The organism is Kutzneria buriramensis, assembly GCF_003387475.1.
Classification (GTDB): domain Bacteria; phylum Actinomycetota; class Actinomycetes; order Mycobacteriales; family Pseudonocardiaceae; genus Kutzneria; species Kutzneria buriramensis.
In genome coordinates this window covers 257,848-276,040 of record NZ_QUNO01000014.1, presented here as the reverse complement: position 1 = coordinate 276,040, position 18,193 = coordinate 257,848, and the positions used below count along the sequence as shown (strand labels likewise).

The 18,193-nt window shown below is 70.6% G+C and carries 21 protein-coding genes and 1 pseudogene; 11 read left to right on the top strand and 11 right to left on the bottom strand.

Annotated features, from left to right (window positions below):
* The first annotated feature begins 32 nt into the window (after window positions 1–32).
* Window positions 33–566, top strand: a complete 534-nt coding sequence (locus BCF44_RS36655; RefSeq protein ID WP_116179055.1) for a DUF2165 domain-containing protein — start codon at window positions 33–35, stop codon at window positions 564–566.
* Here the strand turns inward: BCF44_RS36655 and BCF44_RS36650 are convergent.
* Together BCF44_RS36650 and BCF44_RS36645 are read right to left on the bottom strand one after the other, a co-directional pair.
* Complete coding sequence (locus BCF44_RS36650) at window positions 513–1,760, bottom strand: sensor histidine kinase (protein WP_170217943.1); 1,248 nt, start codon at window positions 1,758–1,760, stop codon at window positions 513–515. The two genes, BCF44_RS36655 and BCF44_RS36650, sit on opposite strands and share 54 nt — an antisense overlap.
* A gap of 44 nt (window positions 1,761–1,804) precedes the next feature.
* Window positions 1,805–2,737 carry an acyl-CoA desaturase gene (locus tag BCF44_RS36645; protein WP_379801537.1) on the bottom strand — a complete coding sequence of 311 codons (933 nt, stop codon included), beginning with the start codon at window positions 2,735–2,737 and terminating at the stop codon, window positions 1,805–1,807.
* A gap of 142 nt (window positions 2,738–2,879) precedes the next feature.
* Here BCF44_RS36645 and BCF44_RS36640 point away from each other — a divergent pair, with 142 nt between their 5' ends.
* The gene (locus tag BCF44_RS36640; RefSeq protein WP_147328770.1) at window positions 2,880–3,809 is read left to right on the top strand and encodes a catalase family peroxidase; all 930 of its coding nucleotides are present in this window, start codon (window positions 2,880–2,882) and stop codon (window positions 3,807–3,809) included.
* Window positions 3,810–3,813: 4 nt separating this feature from the next.
* Here BCF44_RS36640 and BCF44_RS36635 read toward each other — a convergent pair whose 3' ends face one another.
* The 5 genes from BCF44_RS36635 to BCF44_RS36615 form a co-directional block, all read right to left on the bottom strand.
* A complete protein-coding gene (locus tag BCF44_RS36635; protein WP_116179051.1) occupies window positions 3,814–4,533 on the bottom strand; it encodes an ABC transporter permease in 720 nt (239 codons plus the stop codon).
* Window positions 4,530–5,237: an ABC transporter ATP-binding protein gene (locus tag BCF44_RS36630; RefSeq protein ID WP_116179050.1), complete on the bottom strand. Its 708-nt coding sequence runs from the start codon at window positions 5,235–5,237 to the stop codon at window positions 4,530–4,532. Before BCF44_RS36630 ends, BCF44_RS36635 begins: the two co-directional genes overlap by 4 nt.
* The gene (locus BCF44_RS36625; RefSeq protein ID WP_116179049.1) at window positions 5,234–5,551 is read right to left on the bottom strand and encodes a transcriptional regulator; all 318 of its coding nucleotides are present in this window, start codon (window positions 5,549–5,551) and stop codon (window positions 5,234–5,236) included. Before BCF44_RS36625 ends, BCF44_RS36630 begins: the two co-directional genes overlap by 4 nt.
* Entirely contained in the window at window positions 5,548–6,159 is a 612-nt protein-coding gene (locus tag BCF44_RS36620) for a hypothetical protein (RefSeq protein ID WP_147328769.1), read from the bottom strand. The genes BCF44_RS36625 and BCF44_RS36620 overlap by 4 nt, the downstream gene beginning before the upstream one ends.
* A gap of 137 nt (window positions 6,160–6,296) precedes the next feature.
* Window positions 6,297–6,917, bottom strand: a complete 621-nt coding sequence (locus BCF44_RS36615) for a nuclear transport factor 2 family protein (RefSeq protein ID WP_246015995.1) — start codon at window positions 6,915–6,917, stop codon at window positions 6,297–6,299.
* A 32-nt stretch (window positions 6,918–6,949) separates the two neighbouring features.
* Here BCF44_RS36615 and BCF44_RS36610 point away from each other — a divergent pair, with 32 nt between their 5' ends.
* From BCF44_RS36610 to BCF44_RS36575, 8 genes and pseudogenes are all read left to right on the top strand, one after another.
* Window positions 6,950–7,696, top strand: a complete 747-nt coding sequence (locus BCF44_RS36610; protein ID WP_116179046.1) for an IclR family transcriptional regulator — start codon at window positions 6,950–6,952, stop codon at window positions 7,694–7,696.
* Between the two features lie 74 nt (window positions 7,697–7,770).
* Window positions 7,771–8,430, top strand: coding sequence for a rhomboid family intramembrane serine protease (locus BCF44_RS36605; RefSeq protein WP_170217941.1), 660 nt, complete (start codon window positions 7,771–7,773; stop codon window positions 8,428–8,430).
* Window positions 8,431–8,493: 63 nt separating this feature from the next.
* Window positions 8,494–8,835, top strand: coding sequence for an RICIN domain-containing protein (locus BCF44_RS36600; RefSeq protein ID WP_116179044.1), 342 nt, complete (start codon window positions 8,494–8,496; stop codon window positions 8,833–8,835).
* Between the two features lie 30 nt (window positions 8,836–8,865).
* Window positions 8,866–9,024, top strand: a pseudogene (locus tag BCF44_RS59335) (RICIN domain-containing protein); the annotation flags it as partial.
* Between the two features lie 259 nt (window positions 9,025–9,283).
* Window positions 9,284–10,138, top strand: coding sequence for a hypothetical protein (locus tag BCF44_RS36590; protein WP_147328768.1), 855 nt, complete (start codon window positions 9,284–9,286; stop codon window positions 10,136–10,138).
* A gap of 126 nt (window positions 10,139–10,264) precedes the next feature.
* The gene (locus BCF44_RS36585; RefSeq protein ID WP_116179042.1) at window positions 10,265–11,635 is read left to right on the top strand and encodes a hypothetical protein; all 1,371 of its coding nucleotides are present in this window, start codon (window positions 10,265–10,267) and stop codon (window positions 11,633–11,635) included.
* 79 nt (window positions 11,636–11,714) lie between these two features.
* Window positions 11,715–12,200: a GNAT family N-acetyltransferase gene (locus BCF44_RS36580; protein WP_116179041.1), complete on the top strand. Its 486-nt coding sequence runs from the start codon at window positions 11,715–11,717 to the stop codon at window positions 12,198–12,200.
* A 50-nt stretch (window positions 12,201–12,250) separates the two neighbouring features.
* Entirely contained in the window at window positions 12,251–13,120 is an 870-nt protein-coding gene (locus BCF44_RS36575) for an aminoglycoside phosphotransferase family protein (RefSeq protein WP_116179040.1), read from the top strand.
* On the opposite strand, the gene BCF44_RS36570 is transcribed toward BCF44_RS36575, so the two are convergent.
* Complete coding sequence (locus BCF44_RS36570) at window positions 13,109–14,731, bottom strand: ABC-F family ATP-binding cassette domain-containing protein (RefSeq protein WP_116179039.1); 1,623 nt, start codon at window positions 14,729–14,731, stop codon at window positions 13,109–13,111. The genes BCF44_RS36575 and BCF44_RS36570 overlap by 12 nt on opposite strands.
* 300 nt (window positions 14,732–15,031) lie before the next feature.
* Between BCF44_RS36570 and BCF44_RS36565 the strand changes: the two genes are divergently transcribed.
* On the top strand, window positions 15,032–15,580 hold the full coding sequence (locus tag BCF44_RS36565; RefSeq protein ID WP_116179038.1) for a hypothetical protein: 549 nt from the start codon (window positions 15,032–15,034) through the stop codon (window positions 15,578–15,580).
* Here BCF44_RS36565 and BCF44_RS36560 read toward each other — a convergent pair.
* The 3 genes from BCF44_RS36560 to BCF44_RS36550 all read right to left on the bottom strand — a co-directional run bounded on the left by BCF44_RS36560 (window position 15,577) and on the right by BCF44_RS36550 (window position 18,191).
* Window positions 15,577–16,776: an RNA polymerase sigma factor gene (locus BCF44_RS36560; RefSeq protein WP_116179037.1), complete on the bottom strand. Its 1,200-nt coding sequence runs from the start codon at window positions 16,774–16,776 to the stop codon at window positions 15,577–15,579. The genes BCF44_RS36565 and BCF44_RS36560 overlap by 4 nt on opposite strands.
* Window positions 16,773–17,120, bottom strand: coding sequence for a YciI family protein (locus BCF44_RS36555; protein ID WP_116179036.1), 348 nt, complete (start codon window positions 17,118–17,120; stop codon window positions 16,773–16,775). Before BCF44_RS36555 ends, BCF44_RS36560 begins: the two co-directional genes overlap by 4 nt.
* A 105-nt stretch (window positions 17,121–17,225) precedes the next feature.
* Window positions 17,226–18,191, bottom strand: a complete 966-nt coding sequence (locus tag BCF44_RS36550) for a pirin family protein (RefSeq protein WP_246015993.1) — start codon at window positions 18,189–18,191, stop codon at window positions 17,226–17,228.
* Window positions 18,192–18,193 lie beyond the last annotated feature (2 nt).

Below are 18,193 nucleotides of genomic sequence, written 5' to 3'. Positions count from 1 at the left end.
GAGTGATGAAGGGCCCACGTAGAGTCCCCGCCATGCGTCTTCTCTCCGGTCTGGGCGGCCTGCGTGTGGTCGTCGGGGTGCTCACCGCGATCAGCGCGCTGCAGCTCGCGCTGATCACCATCGGCAATATCACCGACTACGACACGAACTACGCGTTCGTGCAGCACGTGTTCGCGATGGACACCACGTTCAAGTCGCCGCACATGATGTGGCGGGCCATCACCAGCCCGGGCCTGGTCACCGCGGCGTACGTGCTGATCATCATCTGGGAGGGCCTGTCGGCGGTCGCGCTGATCGCGGCGGTCGTCGGCTGGATCCGCGGCAGCGAGTCGGCCGCGCGGCTGTCCTCGCTGGGCTGGCTGATGGAGGCGATGCTGTTCGGCGGCGGCTTCATCGCCATCGGCGGCGAGTACTTCCAGATGTGGCAGTCCTCCAAGTGGAACGGCCTGACCCCCGCGCTCCAGAACGTGATCATCGCCTCGATCGGCCTGATCCTGACGCACATCCTCCTGTCACGTCGCGAGCGTGCAGGGGACCTCCAGGTAGACCACGGTGGGGCCGCCTAGCGGGCTGGTCACCAACAGCACGCCGTCGAACGCGGCCAGCCGGCGCTCCAGCCCGTGCAGGCCGCCACCCGGCTCGACGCTGGCGCCGCCACGCCCGTCGTCGCCGACGACGGCGATCAGCTTTCCGTCCGAATAGGACAGCCGCAGCCAGACGTTGTCGGCGGCGCCGTGCTTGGCGGTGTTGGTCAGGGCCTCGGCGATCGCGAAGTACACCGCCGACTCCACCGGCTCCGGCGGCCGCCCCGGCAGGTCGATGGCCACCTGCACCGGCAGCGGGTTGGCCAGCGCCAACGCCTGCAGCGCGCCCTCCAGGCCCCGGTCGGCGAGCACCGGCGGCAGGATGCCGCGGACCAGTCCGCGCAGCTCGGCCAGCGCGCTGTTGGTGGACTGCCGGGCCTCCGCCAGCAACTGCTTGGCCGCCTCGGGGTTGTCGTCCACCGTCTCCTCCGCCATGCCCAGGCTCATGCCCAGCGCCACCAGTCGGGCCTGGGCGCCGTCGTGCAGGTCCCGCTCGATACGGCGCAGCTCGGCGGAGTGCGTGTCCACGGACACCGCCCGCGATTCGGACAGCTGCGCCACCCGCGTGGTCAGCTGGGTGTTCTCCACCGCCGTCTCGGTCGGCCCGAGCAGGCCGGCGATCACCGTGGCGTTGAGCCACATCAGCCGCGGCGTCAGCCACACCCAGAAGATCAGCTGCGCGACGCCGAAGACCGCGGCGCCCAGGGCCGACGGCGCGCTGTTCACGGCCCAGAGGCCGACGATGTCCAGGTTGAAGTCGGCCGGCAGGCGCCACCACCACAGCGGAATCGTCAGGTAGAACAGGCCGCCGAGCGGCAGCGACACCACCAGCACGTTGCAGAACAGGCCGACGACGGCGTTGGCCAGCAGCCAGCTCAGGTCCCGCCAGGTCGCCGGGTCGCTCGCGGCGACGCGGAACCTCGTGACCCAGTTGTCGTCCGGCCGGATCGGCCGGTACGGGCGGGGCACCTCGCGGCCGAGCAGGCTGCCCGCGACCGACCGGTGCAGGTCGGCGAAGCGGCGGCTCAGCGCGACGGCGGCGATCACCGCCGGCACGCCGATCCAGAGCGGGATCAGCGCGGCGGCGACCACCACGAAGACCAGCACGGCGATGCCCAGCTGGCTCGCGACGGCCAGCCCGAGCGCGACCGGCACCAGGCGAAGACGCGTGGTCATGCGCGTGACCAAGCTGATCTGTGGACCCACAACGGTCATTCTCCTCAGCCTCGGGCGGCCGGCAGCCGCTTTGCCGCAAGTCGTGCCGGGTCGGGCCACCGCACGTCGTGGGCCCAGCCGAGCCGTTCGAAGATCCAGATCACCCGCGCGCTCGGGTCGACCTGGCCGGGCAGGGCGCCGTGGCGGGCGCAGGTGGGGTCGCTGTGGTGCAGGTTGTGCCAGGACTCCCCCATGCTCAGCACGGCCAGCCAGCCCACGTTGCGGGACTTGTCCCGCACCTCGAACTCCTCGTCGCCGAACGTGTGGCAGATCGAGTTGATCGACCACGTGACGTGGTGCAGCAGCGCGATCCGGACCAGCGAGCCCCAGAAGAACGCCGTCAGCGCGCCCTGCCACGACATGCTCCACAGGCCGCCGACCAGCGCCGGGGCCAGCAGCGACGCCGCCACCAGCAGCTCGAACCGCCGGTGGACCGCACGGATCGCCGGGTCGGCCAGCAGGTCGGGGCAGAACCGCTCGGCCGAGGTTCGCTCGCGGTCGAACAGCCAGCCGACGTGGGCGTAGGCCAGGCCCTTGGTCAGGGCCTTCCAGTCCGAGCCGAAGCGCCACGGCGAGTGCGGGTCGCCGGCGCGGTCGGCGTACTTGTGGTGCCGGCGGTGCGTGGCGACCCAGTCGATCACGCCCATCTCCAGCGCCAGGCTGCCGGCCACGGCCAGCGCCACCCGCAGGGCCGGCTCGGCGCGGAACGAGCCGTGCGTGAACAGCCGGTGGAATCCGACGGTGACGCCGAATCCGGACACGAAGTAGAACACCAGGGTGATCACCACGTCGTGCCAGCCGAGGCCCCAGCCCCAGGCCAGCGGCACCGCGGCGAGCAGCGCGAGGAACGGCACCACCACGAACACGGCCAGCAGCACCTGCTCCACCGTGCCCTTCGGCTCGGGGTCGATATCGGGCCTGGCCAGCGTTGTGGACACGCACACCTCCGGTGAGTTCGAACGTGTCCCAAACACTGCCGGGTGGGGAAGCCCAGGTCAGGATGCCTGGACTCCGAACTCGTGGTGGGCTTAGACCTACTGTCGACTCCCCGCACCGACCCAGCGATTGGACCGCGCGCTGATGACCGCTGAAACCCCGTTGCCCGTCCAGGTGGTGGACACGATGGAGCATCTCGACGGCCGCCATCCCGGCTACCGTCGCGCGCACGCCCGCGGCGCCTGCTTCACCGCCACCTTCACACCGACCGGCGAGGCCGCGAAGTACACGACCGCCGCTCATCTCCAGGGCGAGCCGGTGTCGGCCACGGTCCGCTTCTCCAACGGCAGCGGCAATCCGGCCATGCCGGACACCGTGCCCGGCGGCCGCGGCATGGCCACCAAGTTCCAGCTGCCCGACGGCACGTCGACCGACCTGATCGGCGTGAACCTTCCTCGGTTCCTGGTGGCGACCCCGGACGAGTTCCTGGCGTTGGTGAAAGCGCTTGCCGCGGACAAGGACGCCGGCACGGGCGACCAGGCGAACCTCCAGGGCTTCCTGGCCCAGCACCCGAGCTCGGTGCCGGCGTTCCAGGCGCTGGGCGCGATGGGCGTGCCGGCCAGCTTCGGCACCACCGGTTACCAGGCGCTGCACGCGTTCACCTGGGTGAACGGCGACGGCGACCGGCAGGCCGTGCGCTACCGCTGGGCGCCCGACCTGGGCGAGCAGAACCTCGACGCGGACGCCGTGGCCCACTCCGAGCTCCAGTTCCTCATCGACGAGTTCGTCGAGCGGCTGGGGGCCGGCCCGGTGACGTTCACCCTGCACGTCACGCTGGCCGACCCGAGCGACCCGACGAACGACGCCACCCAGGTGTGGCCGGCCGACCGGCCGGAGATCGTCGTCGGCACGCTCGCCATCACCGGCGAGGTCGACGACCAGGACCACTGGGCGGCGCAGATCTTCGACCCGACCAACCTCACGCCCGGCATCGACCTGTCCGACGACCCGCTGCCGCGGCTGCGGAACTCGGCGTACTCGATCTCGTACGAGCGCCGCAGCCGCGGGGAGTGAGCCGCTAGCCGTTGTCGGCCCACTTGAAGGTGCGCAGTCCGATCGCGCCGAAAAGGACCGCGAACCCCAGCAGGGCCGACAACGGCGCCACCAGGTCGTACTGTCCGGTTAGGACGGTTCGTGTGGCGTCGTTCAGATAGCGAAGCGGCAGGAACCGCGACACCACCGTCATCCAGTGCGGCGCCAGCTCCAGCGGATAGAACGAGCCGGACAGGAACGCCATCGGGATCATCACGCAGTTGGCGATGGCCCCGACGGCGTCCGGGTTCGACGCCACCCTGCCGACCACCACGCCCATCGCGAAGAACGCCAGGCAGCCGAAGAGCAGCACCACCGGCAGCAGGGCGACGCCCGGAAACGGCACGGTAAGGCCGAAAACCGGCAACAGCGACACGCCCAGGAACAGCGCTGCCTGCGCGACGGCGATTCCCAGCACCACCGCGAACCAGCCGGACAGCAGGGAGGTCACCGGCGTCGGCGTGGTGCGGACCAGCCGCAGCAGGTCATCCCGCCGCCACTGCACGATGGTGTAGGCGACGCCGAACATCGCCGCGTTGCCGACGCCCCAGTCCAGGACGCCCGCCGCGAGCTGGTCCATGTGACCGGGGCCGCCGAACAACAGCCCGAACAGGACGATGAACAGCAATGGAAATGCGAACGTGAAGAACAGCGCGATCTTGTTGCGCACCATGGACAACAGGTACGCGCCGGCCGAGGCGTTCATGCCGCCACCAACTTCAGGTAAGCGTCTTCCAGGTTCGCCGAGCCGGTCCGCTGCCGCAGGCCGGCCGGGGTGTCCACCGCCACGATCCGTCCGCTCTGGATGATCGCGACCCGGTCGCAGAGCGCCTCGGCCTCGTCAAGGTGGTGGGTTGTGTAGACGATCGTGCGCCCGGCGGGCGACAGCGTCTTGAGCAGACCCCAGAACTGCTTTCGCGCCAACGGATCCAGCGCGGCTGTGGGCTCGTCCAGGAACAGCAGCTCCGGGTCGTGGGTCAGCGCCGAGGCGATCGCCAGCCGCTGCCGCTGGCCGCCGGAGAGCTTCTCCACCCGAGTTTCGGCGACGTCCTGGAGGCCCACCAGTTGCAGAACTTCGTCGGCACGTTCGCGCGGCACCCGGTGTAGCGCGGCGACCCGCCGCAGGTGCTCGATGGCGGTGTGCCGGGTGAAGAACGCGGAGGACTGGGTCTGAATGCCCATTCTGGCCAGCAGGTCCAGGTCTCGCGGCCACGGCGTGCGGCCGAGCACGGTGACCGTGCCCGAGTCGGCCGGGCGCAGGCCCTCGACGATCTCCACCAGCGTCGACTTGCCGGCCCCGTTCGGGCCGAGCACGCCGAAGAACTCCCCCGCCTCGATCGACAGCGTCACGCCGTCGACGGCATTCCTTTCCCCGTAACGCTTTCTGACGTCGTCGATCTCGATGATCACGGCGGTTCCCCCCTCGGTCCCAACAGGGCTCGCAGCCCCTCGGTGTACGCCTCGAACGCGCGCCGGCCGAGTGGCGTGAGCGCCACGTAGGTCACCGGCGTGCGGCGCTCGTGCGTCTTGGTGATCTCCACGTACCCGGCTTCCTCCAACTTGCGCAGGTGCGTGGACAGGTTGCCCGCGGTCATGTCCAGAAGTTGTTGCAACCGCGGGAAAGTCAACTGGTCCTTCGGCCCGAGCGTGGACAGCGCCACCATCACGCGCAGCCGCGCCTGGGCGTGAATCACCGGGTCGAGCTCCGGCCACGGCTGGGTCATCGCCGGCTGCGGATCACGTAGTAGCCGGACAGCGCCAGCATGCCGCCGCCACCGGCGAACGCCAGCACCAGGAAGTTGCCCGGCACGCCGGCGAGCACGCTCAGCGCCGCCGACACCAACATCCAAGCCCCGAGCAGATACTGCGGCACGTCCCGCCACAGCATCGCGCCGGCGAGATACATCAGGCCGGCGACCGCCAGCGAGCTCGACGACCACATCAGGCTGACGATCTCCGGCGAGGCCGCCAGCTGCCGTTGCAGCGAGGTCTGCACGATCGCGTTGGCACAGAAGGCCAATCCCCAGGCCGAGCCGTACATGACGCCGACCGTGCGAGACGGGCCGCGCACCCCCCTCGCGGCCCGCACCCCCTCCACGATCGGCAGCACGAGGGCGACCGCGCCGAGCGCCCCCAGCACCAGGCCGGCCAGCACCTCCGGCACAACCCCTTGCAGCGCAAGGTAGAAGCCGCCGAAGCCCAGCAGGTACGCCAGGCCCCAGGCAAGGAGTATCAGCTCCGGCCTGATGCCCCGTCGTCGGCGGAGTTCCGCACGCTGCCCCTCGATCAGCGCCAGCGACTCCGCCGGCGACAGCTCGCCTTCCCGATCCACCTCGCCCACCCCCTCTCGCGACTGCCGTGAACTTTGTAGCACAAAGTTCACGGCGCTTCAAAGAGCGGTCACGGAGGGGCGGAGGGTCACGGAAGGGATCGGCGCGCGAATCCGGTGTGCCTCTCGACCGCTCGTCGCTAGGCCGCCTCCAGGAGCCAGGCCCGACCCTCGCGGTAGAGCCGTCGCACGGCCTCGTCGTTGAGGCCGGGCAGCCCCTGACGGACCGTGCTGCCGTTGGCCTCCTGGAGATACGCCAGGTGCCGGTAGCCCTCGGGGAATCCGGCGAGCCTGTCGGCGTCCAGGCTCAGGGTCGCGGCCGGATCGACCGGGTCCATGCGGTCGCGCTCGTAGATCGGTTGGCGGTGCGCGATGCGCCATTCGCCTTCGTGGCGCGCGAAGAAATCGTAGAACCTGCCGGTGCACACCACGTCGACCTCGACCCCGTGGACCGGGCCGCGTTGGGTGATGGTCATCTTGGTCTGCGCGATGGCGTGCCCGCCGCCGACCTCGACGGCGGTGCCGCCCAGGAAGTGCAGGATCCGCACGCCGGCGGCGAAAGCCCGTTGGCTGGCCCGGATGAACTCCTCGAACGGGCCGTCGAACCAGGTGGCGCTCATCCACCCGTTGGGGTGCCAGAGCTCCCGGAAACGCTCCCAGTCGCCGGCGTCTCGGTGGATGGCCCAGCGCTGAACCACCGCGGCTATCTCCTGTTCGTCCATTGCTCGACGCTGCCAGCCGCCGCCGAGTACGGTCGACACCTGACTTCCACCCCGTGAAAGGAACGTCGACGATGACGGACGGGCCTCGGCGCAGCGTGGTGCGCAGGCTGCTCAGCGTCCTCGACACGTTCGACGCGACCACGCCGACGCAGTCCCTCACCGAGATCGCCGCGCGCACCGAACTGCCGCTGCCCACCGCACACCGGCTGCTGGCCGAACTGACAGCCGGTGGCTGGCTGGAACGATTGCCCGACGGTCGGTATCGGGTCGGGCTGCGGCTGTGGAAGCTGGGCACGCTGGCGCCGAGCTACCGCAACCTGCGCGAACTCGCGCTGCCGTACATGCAGGACCTGTACCACGCCACCCACGAGAACATCCAGCTAGCGGTGCTGGATGGGCGGACCGCGCTGTGCGTGGAGAACATCAACAGCGTCCGGTCGGTGCCGACCCGCACCCGCATCGGCGGCCGGCTTCCCTTGCACGCCACCGGGGTCGGCAAGGTGCTGCTCGCCGCGGCCGGCACCGAGCTGCTGGCCTCGTTGGCGGAGAAGGGACTTCGGCGGTTCACCCGGTACACGATCATCGAGCCCGGGCGGCTGTCCCGGACGCTGGCAACCGTGAGGGACGAGCAGGTGGCGTTCTCCCGCGAGGAGATGACGCTCGGGGCATGCTCGGTCGCGTCGCCGGTCACGCGCCCTGACGGCGGTGTCGTGGCAGCCGTGTCGATCGTCGCGCACTCGTCCGTGGACGTCGACCGGCTCGCCTACGCCGTGCGGACCGCCGCCAGCGGCATCTCCCGGCAGACCGGCATGCTCTGACCGTGTCATTTGTCATGGCCGCGCCGTGATCGCCGGACCAGGTGGCGGGCCGGTCCATGGCTCATGATCTGTGCATGCGCTTCCCCGTCCTGACCGCCGCCGTGACCACCGTGACCGCCGCGGCCAACATCGTGCAACTCACCGTTCCCGGTGTGCTGGAACGGTTCGAGCGGACGCCGGCCGGGCTGCACGGCGAGTGGTGGCGCACCGTGACCTCGCTCTTCGTGCAGGACGGCGGAATCGCCGGCACCGCGTCCAACCTGCTGTTCCTGGTGCTCGTCGGCACCGTCGCCGAGCAGGTGCTGACCCGGCCCGGGTGGCTGCTGCACTACTTCGGCGTCGGCATCGTCAGCGAGTTCGTCGGCTACCTGTGGCAGCCGGTCGGCGGCGGCAACTCGATCGCCGTCTGCGGCCTCACCGGCGCGGCTGCCCTCGCCCTGTGGCGGCGCGACTCGCGGCTGCCCGCGTGGGGCGCGGCCGCCGTCCTGCTGTGGTGCGGGGCCCTGATCGGCAGCGTGTGGTTCCCACTGACCTTCATCGGAGTCGCGGCAATGATGGTCGCGCAGACCCGGGCGTGGGCCGTTCGGCCGACAGCCATCGCGGTGGTGGTCACCGCCCTGTTCCTGTCGGCGCTGGCCAACATCCACGGTGGGGCGCTGGTGATCGGCTTGTTGTTGGCGCCAGCCACCATTCGGGTGGCGGGTGCCCGTACGGGAAGCGTCCCGGCTCGGTGACGACGCGGTGACGCCGTCACGGTTTCCTTGCGAGGAAGGCGAAACCGTGAAAGGGCATTGTCGATGCGCAAGATTTCCCGTGCCACACAGGTGTTGTTGGGGGCGCTCGCCCTCGCCGTCGCGGCCGTCACCCCGGCGTACGCCTCACCGAACGCCCCGGCCACCAACGGGTTCACCATCCACAGCGCCGCCAGCAGCTCCCCCAAGTGCGTCGGCCTCGCCAACAACGGCAGCACCGACAACGGCACGGCGCTCGTGCTCTGGGACTGTCATTACCACGTCGATCAGTACTGGTACGGCACCAACCCGCTGCTGCGCAGCACCGCTTCCGGCTTCCCGAACGGCAAGTGTGTCGGGCTGGCCAACAACGGCAGCACCGCCAACGGCACCTGGCTCGTGCTGTGAGACTGCCATGGCCACCCCGACCAGCAGTGGGCGTGGACCACGCTGTCCGACGGCATCTACGCGCTGACCAACCCGCCGTCGGGCAGGTGCGTCGGCCTGGCCAACAACGGGAGCACCGCCAACGGCACCCTGCTGGTGCTGTGGGACTGCCACCTGCACATCGACCAGCACTGGACCCTCGGCTCCTGAGCTGATCCCCCGCGAGTCGCGCGCGAGGTCGCGCCGGTCTGAAGGACCGCGGGCTCAGCTCGATCGAGTCTGTCCATCGATCGAGCTGAGACCAGGAAGAGACCGGATCTTCAGCGACCTCACCCCGCGCGGAACGCGCGGCACAAGCACCGTCATACCGAAATACGGTTTCAGGCAGAAGTGAGCCTTGAGGCTCGTTTCTGCCTGAAATCCACATTCGGTGTGTCTGTGAGCGCGACTCGCGGGGGTGGGGCCGATCGTGCACCTGATACCGAAGCCGGATCTCCTTGCGCTGCTTGGTCTCTCGTTCCCGATGCCGCCGGGCAGCGCGATCTGGCCGGAGATGTTCCGGTCGACGGCCGCCGCCTGGATCGTGGTCCCGCTGGCGCTGCTCGCCCTCGTCACGGCGGCCGCGAAGCGGCGCAGCGTGTGGCTGGCGCTGGGGCTGGTCGCGGCGCCGCTGATCGCCACCTGGGTGGTGTCGCAGGGGCCGATTTCCGTGTTCTGGTCACGTTACCTGCTGTTCCTGCTGCCCGTTCTCGTCCTCGCCGCCGGCTTCCGGCTCGCGTCGCTGCGCTGGCCGGCGGTGTCCGTGGTGGCGCTGCTCGCCGTCGCCGCGATCACCCTCCCCGATCAGGCAGCGGTCCGCTCCCCCGACGCCCACGACGCGGCGTTCTACCCGTACAACGGCCTGTTCACGGAGCGGCCGGGCCAGTACGCGAGCTACCGCCAGCTGGCCGACGTGCTACGCGCCGGGTACCAGCCCGGGGACGCGATCGTCTACGCGGATCGGCAGAACTTCTGGTTCACCGACACCGGCGTGGACTACTACCTGCGCGGCGACCGGCCCCGTGACGTGCTGCTGGACCGCACCGCCGTGCAGGCCGACAACCTCTCGGCCACCGAGCACACCGACTACGCCGCGCGGCTGGCCGGGGTGCGCCGGGTGTGGGTCGTCGGCGTCGGTGAGCGCAAGGATCCGCTGGCCGGCAGCCCCGCGCTGCTCGTGCCGCCGGCCGCGCCGGCCAAGGCCGCCGCGCTGCGGGCGGGCTTCACCACGACCAGCGTCAGCACCGTCCCGGGCTTCACCATCGCCCTGATGACGGCACGCTGAGTGGGCGTTCGGGTCAAGCCTTGAGCTGCATGGAACCGGTCACGGCGCGAGGCGTTGACCGGGTCGCCGCCGGATTGGAAGGATGGCGCCTGCCTCCGCCAGAGTGACGCTACCGGAGGTGTACCCATGACCCGGTTCCCAGCACTGCTGGGTTCGCTGGCGCTGGCCGTGACCTGCCTGGCCGGCCCGGTTGCCGTGTCCCAGGCGGCCACCGCCCAGGCCGCCGCGGCCGCGCCCTCGATCACCGTCGGCCAGGCCACGGCCGGCCACGTCGGCCAGGGCTTCGCCGGTTTCAGCTACGAGAAGGACCGCGTCGGCGCCGGCATGTTCGACGCCGCGGACACCGACCTCGTGCGGCTGTTCCGGCTGCTGGGCCCGAGCGTGCTGCGCATCGGCGGCAACCTGGTCGACATGACGCCGTGGAACCCGAACGGGGCCGGCGGCTCCGCCACCGAGGTGGCGCCCGCGGACGTGACGAAGCTGGCCGCGTTCGCCCGGGCCACCGGCTGGAAGGTGATCTACGGCCTCAACCTGAAAACCGGCACCGCGGCCAGCGCCGCCAACGAGGCGGCATTCGCGGCCAAGGCGCTGGGCAGCAGCCTCCAGGCGTTCGAGATCGGCAACGAGCCGAACTTCTACCGCACCGAGGCCACCTACGAGGCGTCGTACGAGTCCTACGAGTCGGCGATCCGAGCCGTGGCGCCGAACGCCGTGTTCGAGGGCCCGGGCGTCACCAACGGCCAGAACGCGTGGCTACCCCCGTTCACCGCCAAGGAGAAGTCGAACGGGCTGCAGATCCTGTCCATGCACAGCTACATCGGCGACGGCGCCACCGGCACGATCGCCGCCATGCTCGCGTCCAACGGCAAGGGCTACGAGGACAAGGACGAGACCGCGCTGCAGACCGCCAAGGCGGCCAACCAGATTCCGCAGTGGCGGATGAGCGAGGCCAACTCCTTCTACCACGGCGGCACCGCGGGCGTGAGCAACGTGCAGGCGGCTTCGCTGTGGTCGCTGGACTTCATGTACGGCATCGCCGCGCACAACGGTGACGGCGTGAACTTCCACGGCGGCACCTCCACGCAGTGGCCGCTGAACTACTCGCCGATCGCGTACAACGGCCTCGTTCCGGTTGGCGTGCAAGGGGTGTTCTACGGCGAGCTGCTGTGGGCCCTGGCCGGCGCCGGCGCGCTGCACACCGCGACCGTCACCGGCGCCGGAGACGTGACGGCGTGGGGCATCGGCAACAACGTGATCGTCGACAACAAGGGCACCGCCGCCCAGACGTTCACGGTGAACCTGCGCTCCGGCGCGCTGATGGGCACCGAGTTCGTGCTGACCGCGCCGTCACTGGACTCGACGGCGATCACCCTCGCCGGCTCGGGCGTGGACGCGCACGGCTCGTTCCACCCGATGCCGAAGATGGTGCGGGTCAGCGGTCACAAGGCGACCGTGACCGTGCCGGCCGGCAGCGCCGCGCTGCTGGTCACCATGTGAGTCCACGCGTGGGTGTGCCGCCGGCCGGCGGCACACCCACGCGTGGACAGCGGCGGCTTCGGGCTGGCACGGTCACACCATGCAGAACGTCACCCTCCAATTGGTCGACGCCAGCACGCGCCCGGTGATCGAGCGGCTGGCTCAGTTGGACCGGCACGAAGCGTCGCAGTACACCGAAGCGTTGCCCGGCCCGGATGGTCTGTACGACTTTCCGCGGCTGTCGGACTTCTTCACGGAACCCGAGCACCACGCCTACCTCGTCCACGCCGGCGAGCAACTCGCCGGCTTCTGCCTGCTCCGGCCGTTCGAGGGCGGGAGCACCTTCCTCCACGCCTTCTTCATCGTCCGCGCCTTGCGCCGCAAGGGTGTCGGGATGAGGGTCACCACCGACCTGCTGCGGTCGCGCCGGGGGCGGTGGGCGATCGCCTTTCGGGAGGAGAACCCAGCCGCGGCGCGATTCTGGCGGCAGGTGGCGACCGAGGTCGTCGGCGACAACTGGACCGAGGAATCCCGCCGAGGCGTCTTCACCTTCCTGCACCTGGACGTCGACCAGCACGGGGCGTGATCAAAGCTGATGCGCGTGTCGCCGGTTCGGGGCAAGCTGGCGGCGTGAACATGGAAGAGGTGGCCACGCGGCTGGCGAGTCGGTACGGGGCCGAGGCCGAAACGTGGGTGGCGGAGATCCCCAACCTCGCGGCGAGGCTGGCGGCGCGGTGGGGCCTGCGGCTGGGTGCGTTGTTCGAGAGCGGCGCCTCGTCGGTGGTGTTGCGCTGCGAATGGCGCGACGGGACGCCGGCGGTGCTGAAGCTCAGCCTGGACCTGGCTCTGGTGTCCGATCAGGTGGAGATGCTGAGGGTGTTCGCGCCGACGGGGCGGGTGCCGGCGGTGTTGGCGGCCGACGCGGAGGCGGGGGCGACGGTGTTGGAGGAGGTCCGGCCGGGCACGATGGCCGAGGACCTGCCACAGGAGACATTGCCGCAGCAGTGGGGAGAACTGCTGGCCGCACTGCACGCCGTTGCGCCTCCGCAGGGCTGGCCGCGGACGCTGCGGGGTCGGATGGACGAAGCCTTCGCTCGCATCGGCACAAGGTTGTCCGAGCCGGCGATCGGCGCGCGGATCAGCGAAGCCGCCTGGCAACGGGCGATCCAGCGCTGCGAGAAGTTGTTGGCTACGCAGGACAAACCCGTTCTGTTGCACGGGGATCTACACCTCGGCAACGCCCTGGACGGCGGCCCGGAGCGCGGACTGGTCGCGATCGACCCGAAGGCGTGCATCGGCGATCCGTGCTTCGACGCCGTCGACTACGTGCTGGACGGCGCCGGGCACGACGGCGTCGCGGCGAGATGCGAACGGGTGGCAGCGGCGTGCGGGCTCGACGGCGACCGGCTGCACGAGTGGAGCCGGGCGACCGCGCCGATGGCGGCCATCGGCGCGATCACCTACAACGGTCCGGGACTCGAGGAACTGGTGGCGCTAGCCGACTGACGCCGGCACCGGGCGGCCGGCGTCGAGGGTGAGCTCGGCGCCGGTCCACCGGCTGCGGAACAACCGGTCGTGCGAGACCACGACCACCGCCCCGGCGTAGTGCTCCAAGGCGACCTCCAGCTCCTCGACCAACGCCAGCGACAGATGGTTCGTCGGCTCGTCCAGCAGCAGAACGTCCACCTCGGTCACGAGCAGCCGGGCCAGGGCCAGCCGCCGCTGCTGCCCCACGGACAGCGCGCCGACCGGCGTCTGGAGGTCGGCCTCGGCGAACAAACCCAGCGACAGCAAGCGTTCGGCGTGCTCGTCGAACGTGCCGGCCCGACCCCGCGCGAAGCTGGCCAGCACGGTCCGCTCCGGCGTGCGAACGACGTTCTCCTGCGCGAGGTAGCCGATCCGTCCATTGCGGACAATCGTGCCGGTGTCCGGCCGCAGCTGCCCGGCGAGCACCGACAGCAGGCTGGACTTGCCGGCCCCGTTGGGCCCGGAGACGAGCAGCCGCGAGCCGGCGGAGATGATCAATTCATCGACGAAAACCCTTCCCTGCAAGGAAACATCGGTGGCGGCGAGCACCACGCCGTCCACGTCGCCGCCGGACAGCGGGGCGTCGAGGCGGAGCGGATCGGGCGGCCTCGGCACGGGATCGGCCCACAACCGGTCGAGCCGCTCGGCGGCGCTGCGCACGCGGGTGGCGATGCTGGCCTGCACCCGCTGCCCGTCGCCGTTGTACTTGCACTTGTTGTGGTCCTTGATCGGCCGGCCCGGGGCGACCTCGTACGCCGTGGTGGCGCCGAACCTCGTCCAGTGCTCGATCTCGTCGACCCAGTCCAGGTACTGCTGCTCCCACCGCTTGCGCGCGGCCCACTTCTCGGCGAGGAAACCGGCGTATCCGTTGCCGTAGCGGGTGATCGTGCGCCGGTCGCCGTCCACCTCGATGATGGCGGTGGCGATCCGGTCCAGCAGCAGCCGGTCGTGGGTGACCACGACCAGCGTGCCCCGGTGCGCGAGCAGCCGTTCCTCCAGCCACGCCAACGCCTGCGCGTCGAGGTGGTTGGTGGGCTCGTCGAGCAGCAGCAGCTCCGGCTCGGCCGACAGCACGCAGGCCAGCGCGAGCCGGGCCTGCTGGCCGCCGGACAGGCTGCCGAGCCGTCGGCTGCGATCGAGATGTCCGATGCGCAGCACGGACATCGCGGTGTCGACCTTCGCGTCGGCCCGGTAGCCGTCACGAAGTTCCAGCGCGGCGAGCAATTCCGCGAAGGCGTCGACGTCGTCCGGCCCGACCTCGGTGATTCTTCTTTCCAGGTCACGGATCTCGGCCAGGGCGGCGTCGATCGCGTCCTGCACGGTCGCGGTCGCCGGCAGGTCGAGCACCTGCCCGAGGTGCCCCACGCCGCCGGGCGCCCGCACGATGATCTCGCCGTCGTCGGGCAGCTCCTGCCCGGAGATCAGCCGCAGCAGGGTGGACTTGCCGGAGCCGTTCTCCCCGACCACGCCGACCCGCTCGCCGGGCCGGATGGTGGCCGACACGGCGTCGAGCACCCGCCTGTGCGCGAACCGTTTGCCGACACCGCGCAGGGTGAGTTGCGCGGACGTGCGAAAGGGAATGTTTGACATGCGACACCTACCGCGAGGAGGAAAGGGGATGCGGACGTGCCCGCCGGGCGGTGGCGCCTCGGTCGCGGGCTCTGGGTGGTGTCAGATCATCAGCATGATGCGTCGAGGATGACACGGGCCCTCGGACGCCGTCAACCGGATATCGCAGAACTGGCCACGAGGTCCGGAAGATCCGCGCGCGCCGGCAATTCGGCACGACTTCCCCTTCCGGTGTCGCTATTCGGCTGTACGGGACCGGGGTTCGCCTGCTTCTACTTGACGCGCAACGACAGCGCTGGAGGAAACGAGAGCAATCGGTTCATGGGGCATCGTGTCGCTCTGCTGTGCAGCACGCTCACGCTGCTCGCCGGCTGCGCCGTCCTGGGCGGCGAACCGGTTTCGGCGGAGGAAATGGCCGCCACGTTGCAGGCATCGCTGCCCACCGGCAGCACGGCACGCGTCGCCGTGGCGGCGGCCCCGGACCTGATCCGTTACGACGACGGCGATGGCGCGGTGGAGATGCGGGTCTCGGTGCGTCGGCTGGCCGCCGGCCAAGCGGATCAGGCCACGGCGTGCCCGCCGAACTGGCTGAAGCCGTACGACCGTTGCACAAGGCGCAACCTGCGGGGCGGCGCGGTTGTCTCGGTCGACCAGGACCACGTGCAACCGTTGGCGCAGAACGGGATCGAGCAGTGGACGGTGGAGTTCGCCACGCCGGCGGGCGACTTCATCTCGCTGACGGAATGGAACGCGCCCGGCCCCGACGCGGACCACCCGTCTCGACCCCACCCACCGCTGTCACCGGACGCGCTCCAGGCGGTGGCCACCTCCGGCTGGTGGCTTTCGCTGACCGCACGACTGACGGCCTAGCCGAGGTCGCCCAGCCGGCGGCGAAGGTGACCGGCGGTTGGCTCGGTCATGCCGGCAGCAAGCGCCCGCTCGTAGGCGGTGCGCGCGGAGTCCTTGTCCCCCAGGCGATTCAGCAGCTCTGCGCGGCTGGCATGCCACCACGGGTACTCGTCGAGGCCGTCGATCCCGTCCACCAGAGCCAATCCCGCCGCCGCCCCGTCGCGCTCGCCGACGGCGACGGCTCGATTGAGGTGAACCACCGGCGTGTCCTGCACGGTGAGGAGCACGTCGTACCACGACACGACGGCATCCCAGTTGGTCTCGTCGTACGACGGCGCCAACGCGTGGCAGGCCGCGACCGCCGCCTGCACGGCATACCGGTTGGGGGTATCGGCACTGCGCCGCAGGGCGGCGCCGACCAGCTCGACCCCCTCCTTGATCGCCGCAAAATCCCACAGCGAGCGGTCCTGGTCCGCCAGCAGCACCGGCGTGCTGTCGGCGTCCGTACGCGCGGCGCGGCGGGATTCCTGCAACAGCATCAACGCCAGCAGGCCCAGCACGGTCGGCTCGTCGGGCATCAGCTCGGCGAGCACCCGCCCCAGCCGCACCGCCTCCGCCGCCAGCTCGGTCCGGCCGCCGTAGCCCTCGTTGAAGATCAGGTACACCGTGCCGGCCACCCCGTCGAGGCGGTCCGGCAGTTCCTCGGCCGCCGGCACCCGGTACGGGATGCCGGCGCGGGTGATTTTCTGCTTGGCCCGGGTCAGCCGCTTGGCCATGGTCGCCTCGGGCACCAGCAGCCCCCGCGCCACCTCCGCGGTGGACATCCCGGCCAGCGTGCGCAGCGCCAGCGCGACCTGCGCGTCCAGCGACAGGAACGGGTGGCAGCAGGTGAACACCAGCCGCAGCAAGTCGTCGCGGACGACCTCGGCCGGCTCGTCGGCGGGATCGAACAGGCCCATCGCCGCGGTCTCCTTGTCGGCGCGCCGACCCTCGCGGCGGATGTGGTCGATGGCCTGCCGCTTGGCCGTGACCAGCAGCCACGCCCGCGGATTGTCGGGCACGCCGTCGCGCGGCCACGTCTCCAGCGCGCGGACCACCGCGTCCTGGGTGGCGTCCTCGGCCAGGTCGACGCTGCCGGTGACGCGGATCAGCGTGGCCAGCACGCGGGCGCGTTCGTCCCGCACCAGCCGCGCGACCGCGTCACCGGCGTCGGTCACGAGAACTCGACGATCGGCCGGATCTCGACCGTGCCGCCGCTCCAGGCGGCCGGGATCTGCGCGGCGATCTTCACGGCCTCCTCCAGGTCGGCGCACTCCAGCAGGTAGTAGCCGGTCAGCGCCTCCTTGGTCTCCGCGTACGGGCCGTCGCTGGTGAGCACGTCGCCGCCCTGACCGCCGACCACCCGGACGGTGGTCGCCGTGGACGTCGAGTGCAGCGCGTTGCCGCCGCGCAGGACCGCGGCGGCGGCCTTGTTGAACTCGACGTAGCCGTCGCTCATCGTGGTCTGGGGGTCGCTCCAGTCCATGTCCTCGGTGTAGATCAGGGCGAGATAGTTGGTCATGGCTGCTCCCGAGTGGTGCGGGCCGGCTTCCTTCGCCGACCGTCACCCTAGGGACGAACGGCCATGACCGCCCCTGGACACTTCACCGGAAGATTTTTCCGCGAATCAGCTCCGGCGGCGGGGCGTGAGCCGCACGCCCGGCAGCGGCGGGGCCGGGATGCGGGCCCCGTCATGGCCGTCGACCAGGCCGAACCGGTCGCCGTGCTGCCACTGCTCGCGGGCCGTGGCGATGTCGTCGTGGCTGCGGCCGACGAAGTTCCACCACATCACCAGGTCGTCGGTGTAGGGCGCGCCGCCGAGCAGGATCGCCCGCGCGCCGCTGTCACTCGTCACGGTGACGTGGTCACGGTTCGTGCCCAGGTACAGCATCGGCCCGGACGGCAGCTCCTGGCCGAGCGCGGTCAGCGATCCCTCGATGACCACCAGCGCGTGTTCGAAGTCCGTACGCAGCGGCACGGTCGCGGTGTCGCCGGGCGCGACGGAGAAATCGGCCCCGACGAGCGGGCTGTACGTCGTCGCCGGGGACGTGACGCCGCCGATGGAGCCGATGAACACGGTGGCCCGCAGGCTGTGGTCGGAGAACACCGGCAGGTCGGCGTGCTGTTCGAAGGCCGGCGCGACGCCGTCCGAGGCGGCCGGCAGGGCCAGCCACAGTTGCAGGCCGTCCAGCAGCGGCCGGTCGCCGAGGGAGAACTCGGAGTGCGAGATGCCGCGGCCGGCGGTCATCAGGTTGAGCTGGCCGGGCTTGATCACGACGTCGCTGCCGAGGCTGTCGCGGTGCCGGACCTCGCCGGCGAACGGCCAGGTGACCGTCTGGAGGCCGGTGTGCGGGTGCGGCAGCACGGTCATGTCGTCGTGCTGCGGGCCGAACCGGTCGAGGAAGCACCAGGCGCCGACCGTGGGCAGCGAGCGGTGCGGCAGCAGGCGGTCCACCCTGATCGCCCGGACGCCGCCGAGCGGCACCGCCCGCGCCGGCAGCAGCCGCACGTCGCCGCCGGACGCGCCGTCGTCCACCAGGGATGGATTCGTGCACAGATTGCTCATCGCCGGCCCCTGTCCAAGTACGCTCATGC

What these genes read in the sequence shown, in the direction of transcription:
- BCF44_RS36655 (WP_116179055.1), top strand. Translation starts at nt 33, where the DNA reads ATGCGTCTTCTCTCCGGTCTGGGCGGCCTGCGTGTGGTCGTCGGGGTG.
- BCF44_RS36565 (WP_116179038.1), top strand. Translation starts at nt 15,032, where the DNA reads ATGGGGCATCGTGTCGCTCTGCTGTGCAGCACGCTCACGCTGCTCGCC.
- BCF44_RS36555 (WP_116179036.1), bottom strand. Translation starts at nt 17,120, where the DNA reads ATGACCAACTATCTCGCCCTGATCTACACCGAGGACATGGACTGGAGC.
- BCF44_RS36650 (WP_170217943.1), bottom strand. Translation starts at nt 1,760, where the DNA reads ATGACCACGCGTCTTCGCCTGGTGCCGGTCGCGCTCGGGCTGGCCGTC.
- BCF44_RS36625 (WP_116179049.1), bottom strand. Translation starts at nt 5,551, where the DNA reads ATGACCCAGCCGTGGCCGGAGCTCGACCCGGTGATTCACGCCCAGGCG.
- BCF44_RS36600 (WP_116179044.1), top strand. Translation starts at nt 8,494, where the DNA reads ATGCGCAAGATTTCCCGTGCCACACAGGTGTTGTTGGGGGCGCTCGCC.
- BCF44_RS36605 (WP_170217941.1), top strand. Translation starts at nt 7,771, where the DNA reads ATGCGCTTCCCCGTCCTGACCGCCGCCGTGACCACCGTGACCGCCGCG.
- BCF44_RS36640 (WP_147328770.1), top strand. Translation starts at nt 2,880, where the DNA reads ATGACCGCTGAAACCCCGTTGCCCGTCCAGGTGGTGGACACGATGGAG.
- BCF44_RS36575 (WP_116179040.1), top strand. Translation starts at nt 12,251, where the DNA reads ATGGAAGAGGTGGCCACGCGGCTGGCGAGTCGGTACGGGGCCGAGGCC.
- BCF44_RS36580 (WP_116179041.1), top strand. Translation starts at nt 11,715, where the DNA reads ATGCAGAACGTCACCCTCCAATTGGTCGACGCCAGCACGCGCCCGGTG.
- BCF44_RS36635 (WP_116179051.1), bottom strand. Translation starts at nt 4,533, where the DNA reads ATGAACGCCTCGGCCGGCGCGTACCTGTTGTCCATGGTGCGCAACAAG.
- BCF44_RS36610 (WP_116179046.1), top strand. Translation starts at nt 6,950, where the DNA reads ATGACGGACGGGCCTCGGCGCAGCGTGGTGCGCAGGCTGCTCAGCGTC.
- BCF44_RS36585 (WP_116179042.1), top strand. Translation starts at nt 10,265, where the DNA reads ATGACCCGGTTCCCAGCACTGCTGGGTTCGCTGGCGCTGGCCGTGACC.
- BCF44_RS36570 (WP_116179039.1), bottom strand. Translation starts at nt 14,731, where the DNA reads ATGTCAAACATTCCCTTTCGCACGTCCGCGCAACTCACCCTGCGCGGT.
- BCF44_RS36550 (WP_246015993.1), bottom strand. Translation starts at nt 18,191, where the DNA reads ATGAGCGTACTTGGACAGGGGCCGGCGATGAGCAATCTGTGCACGAAT.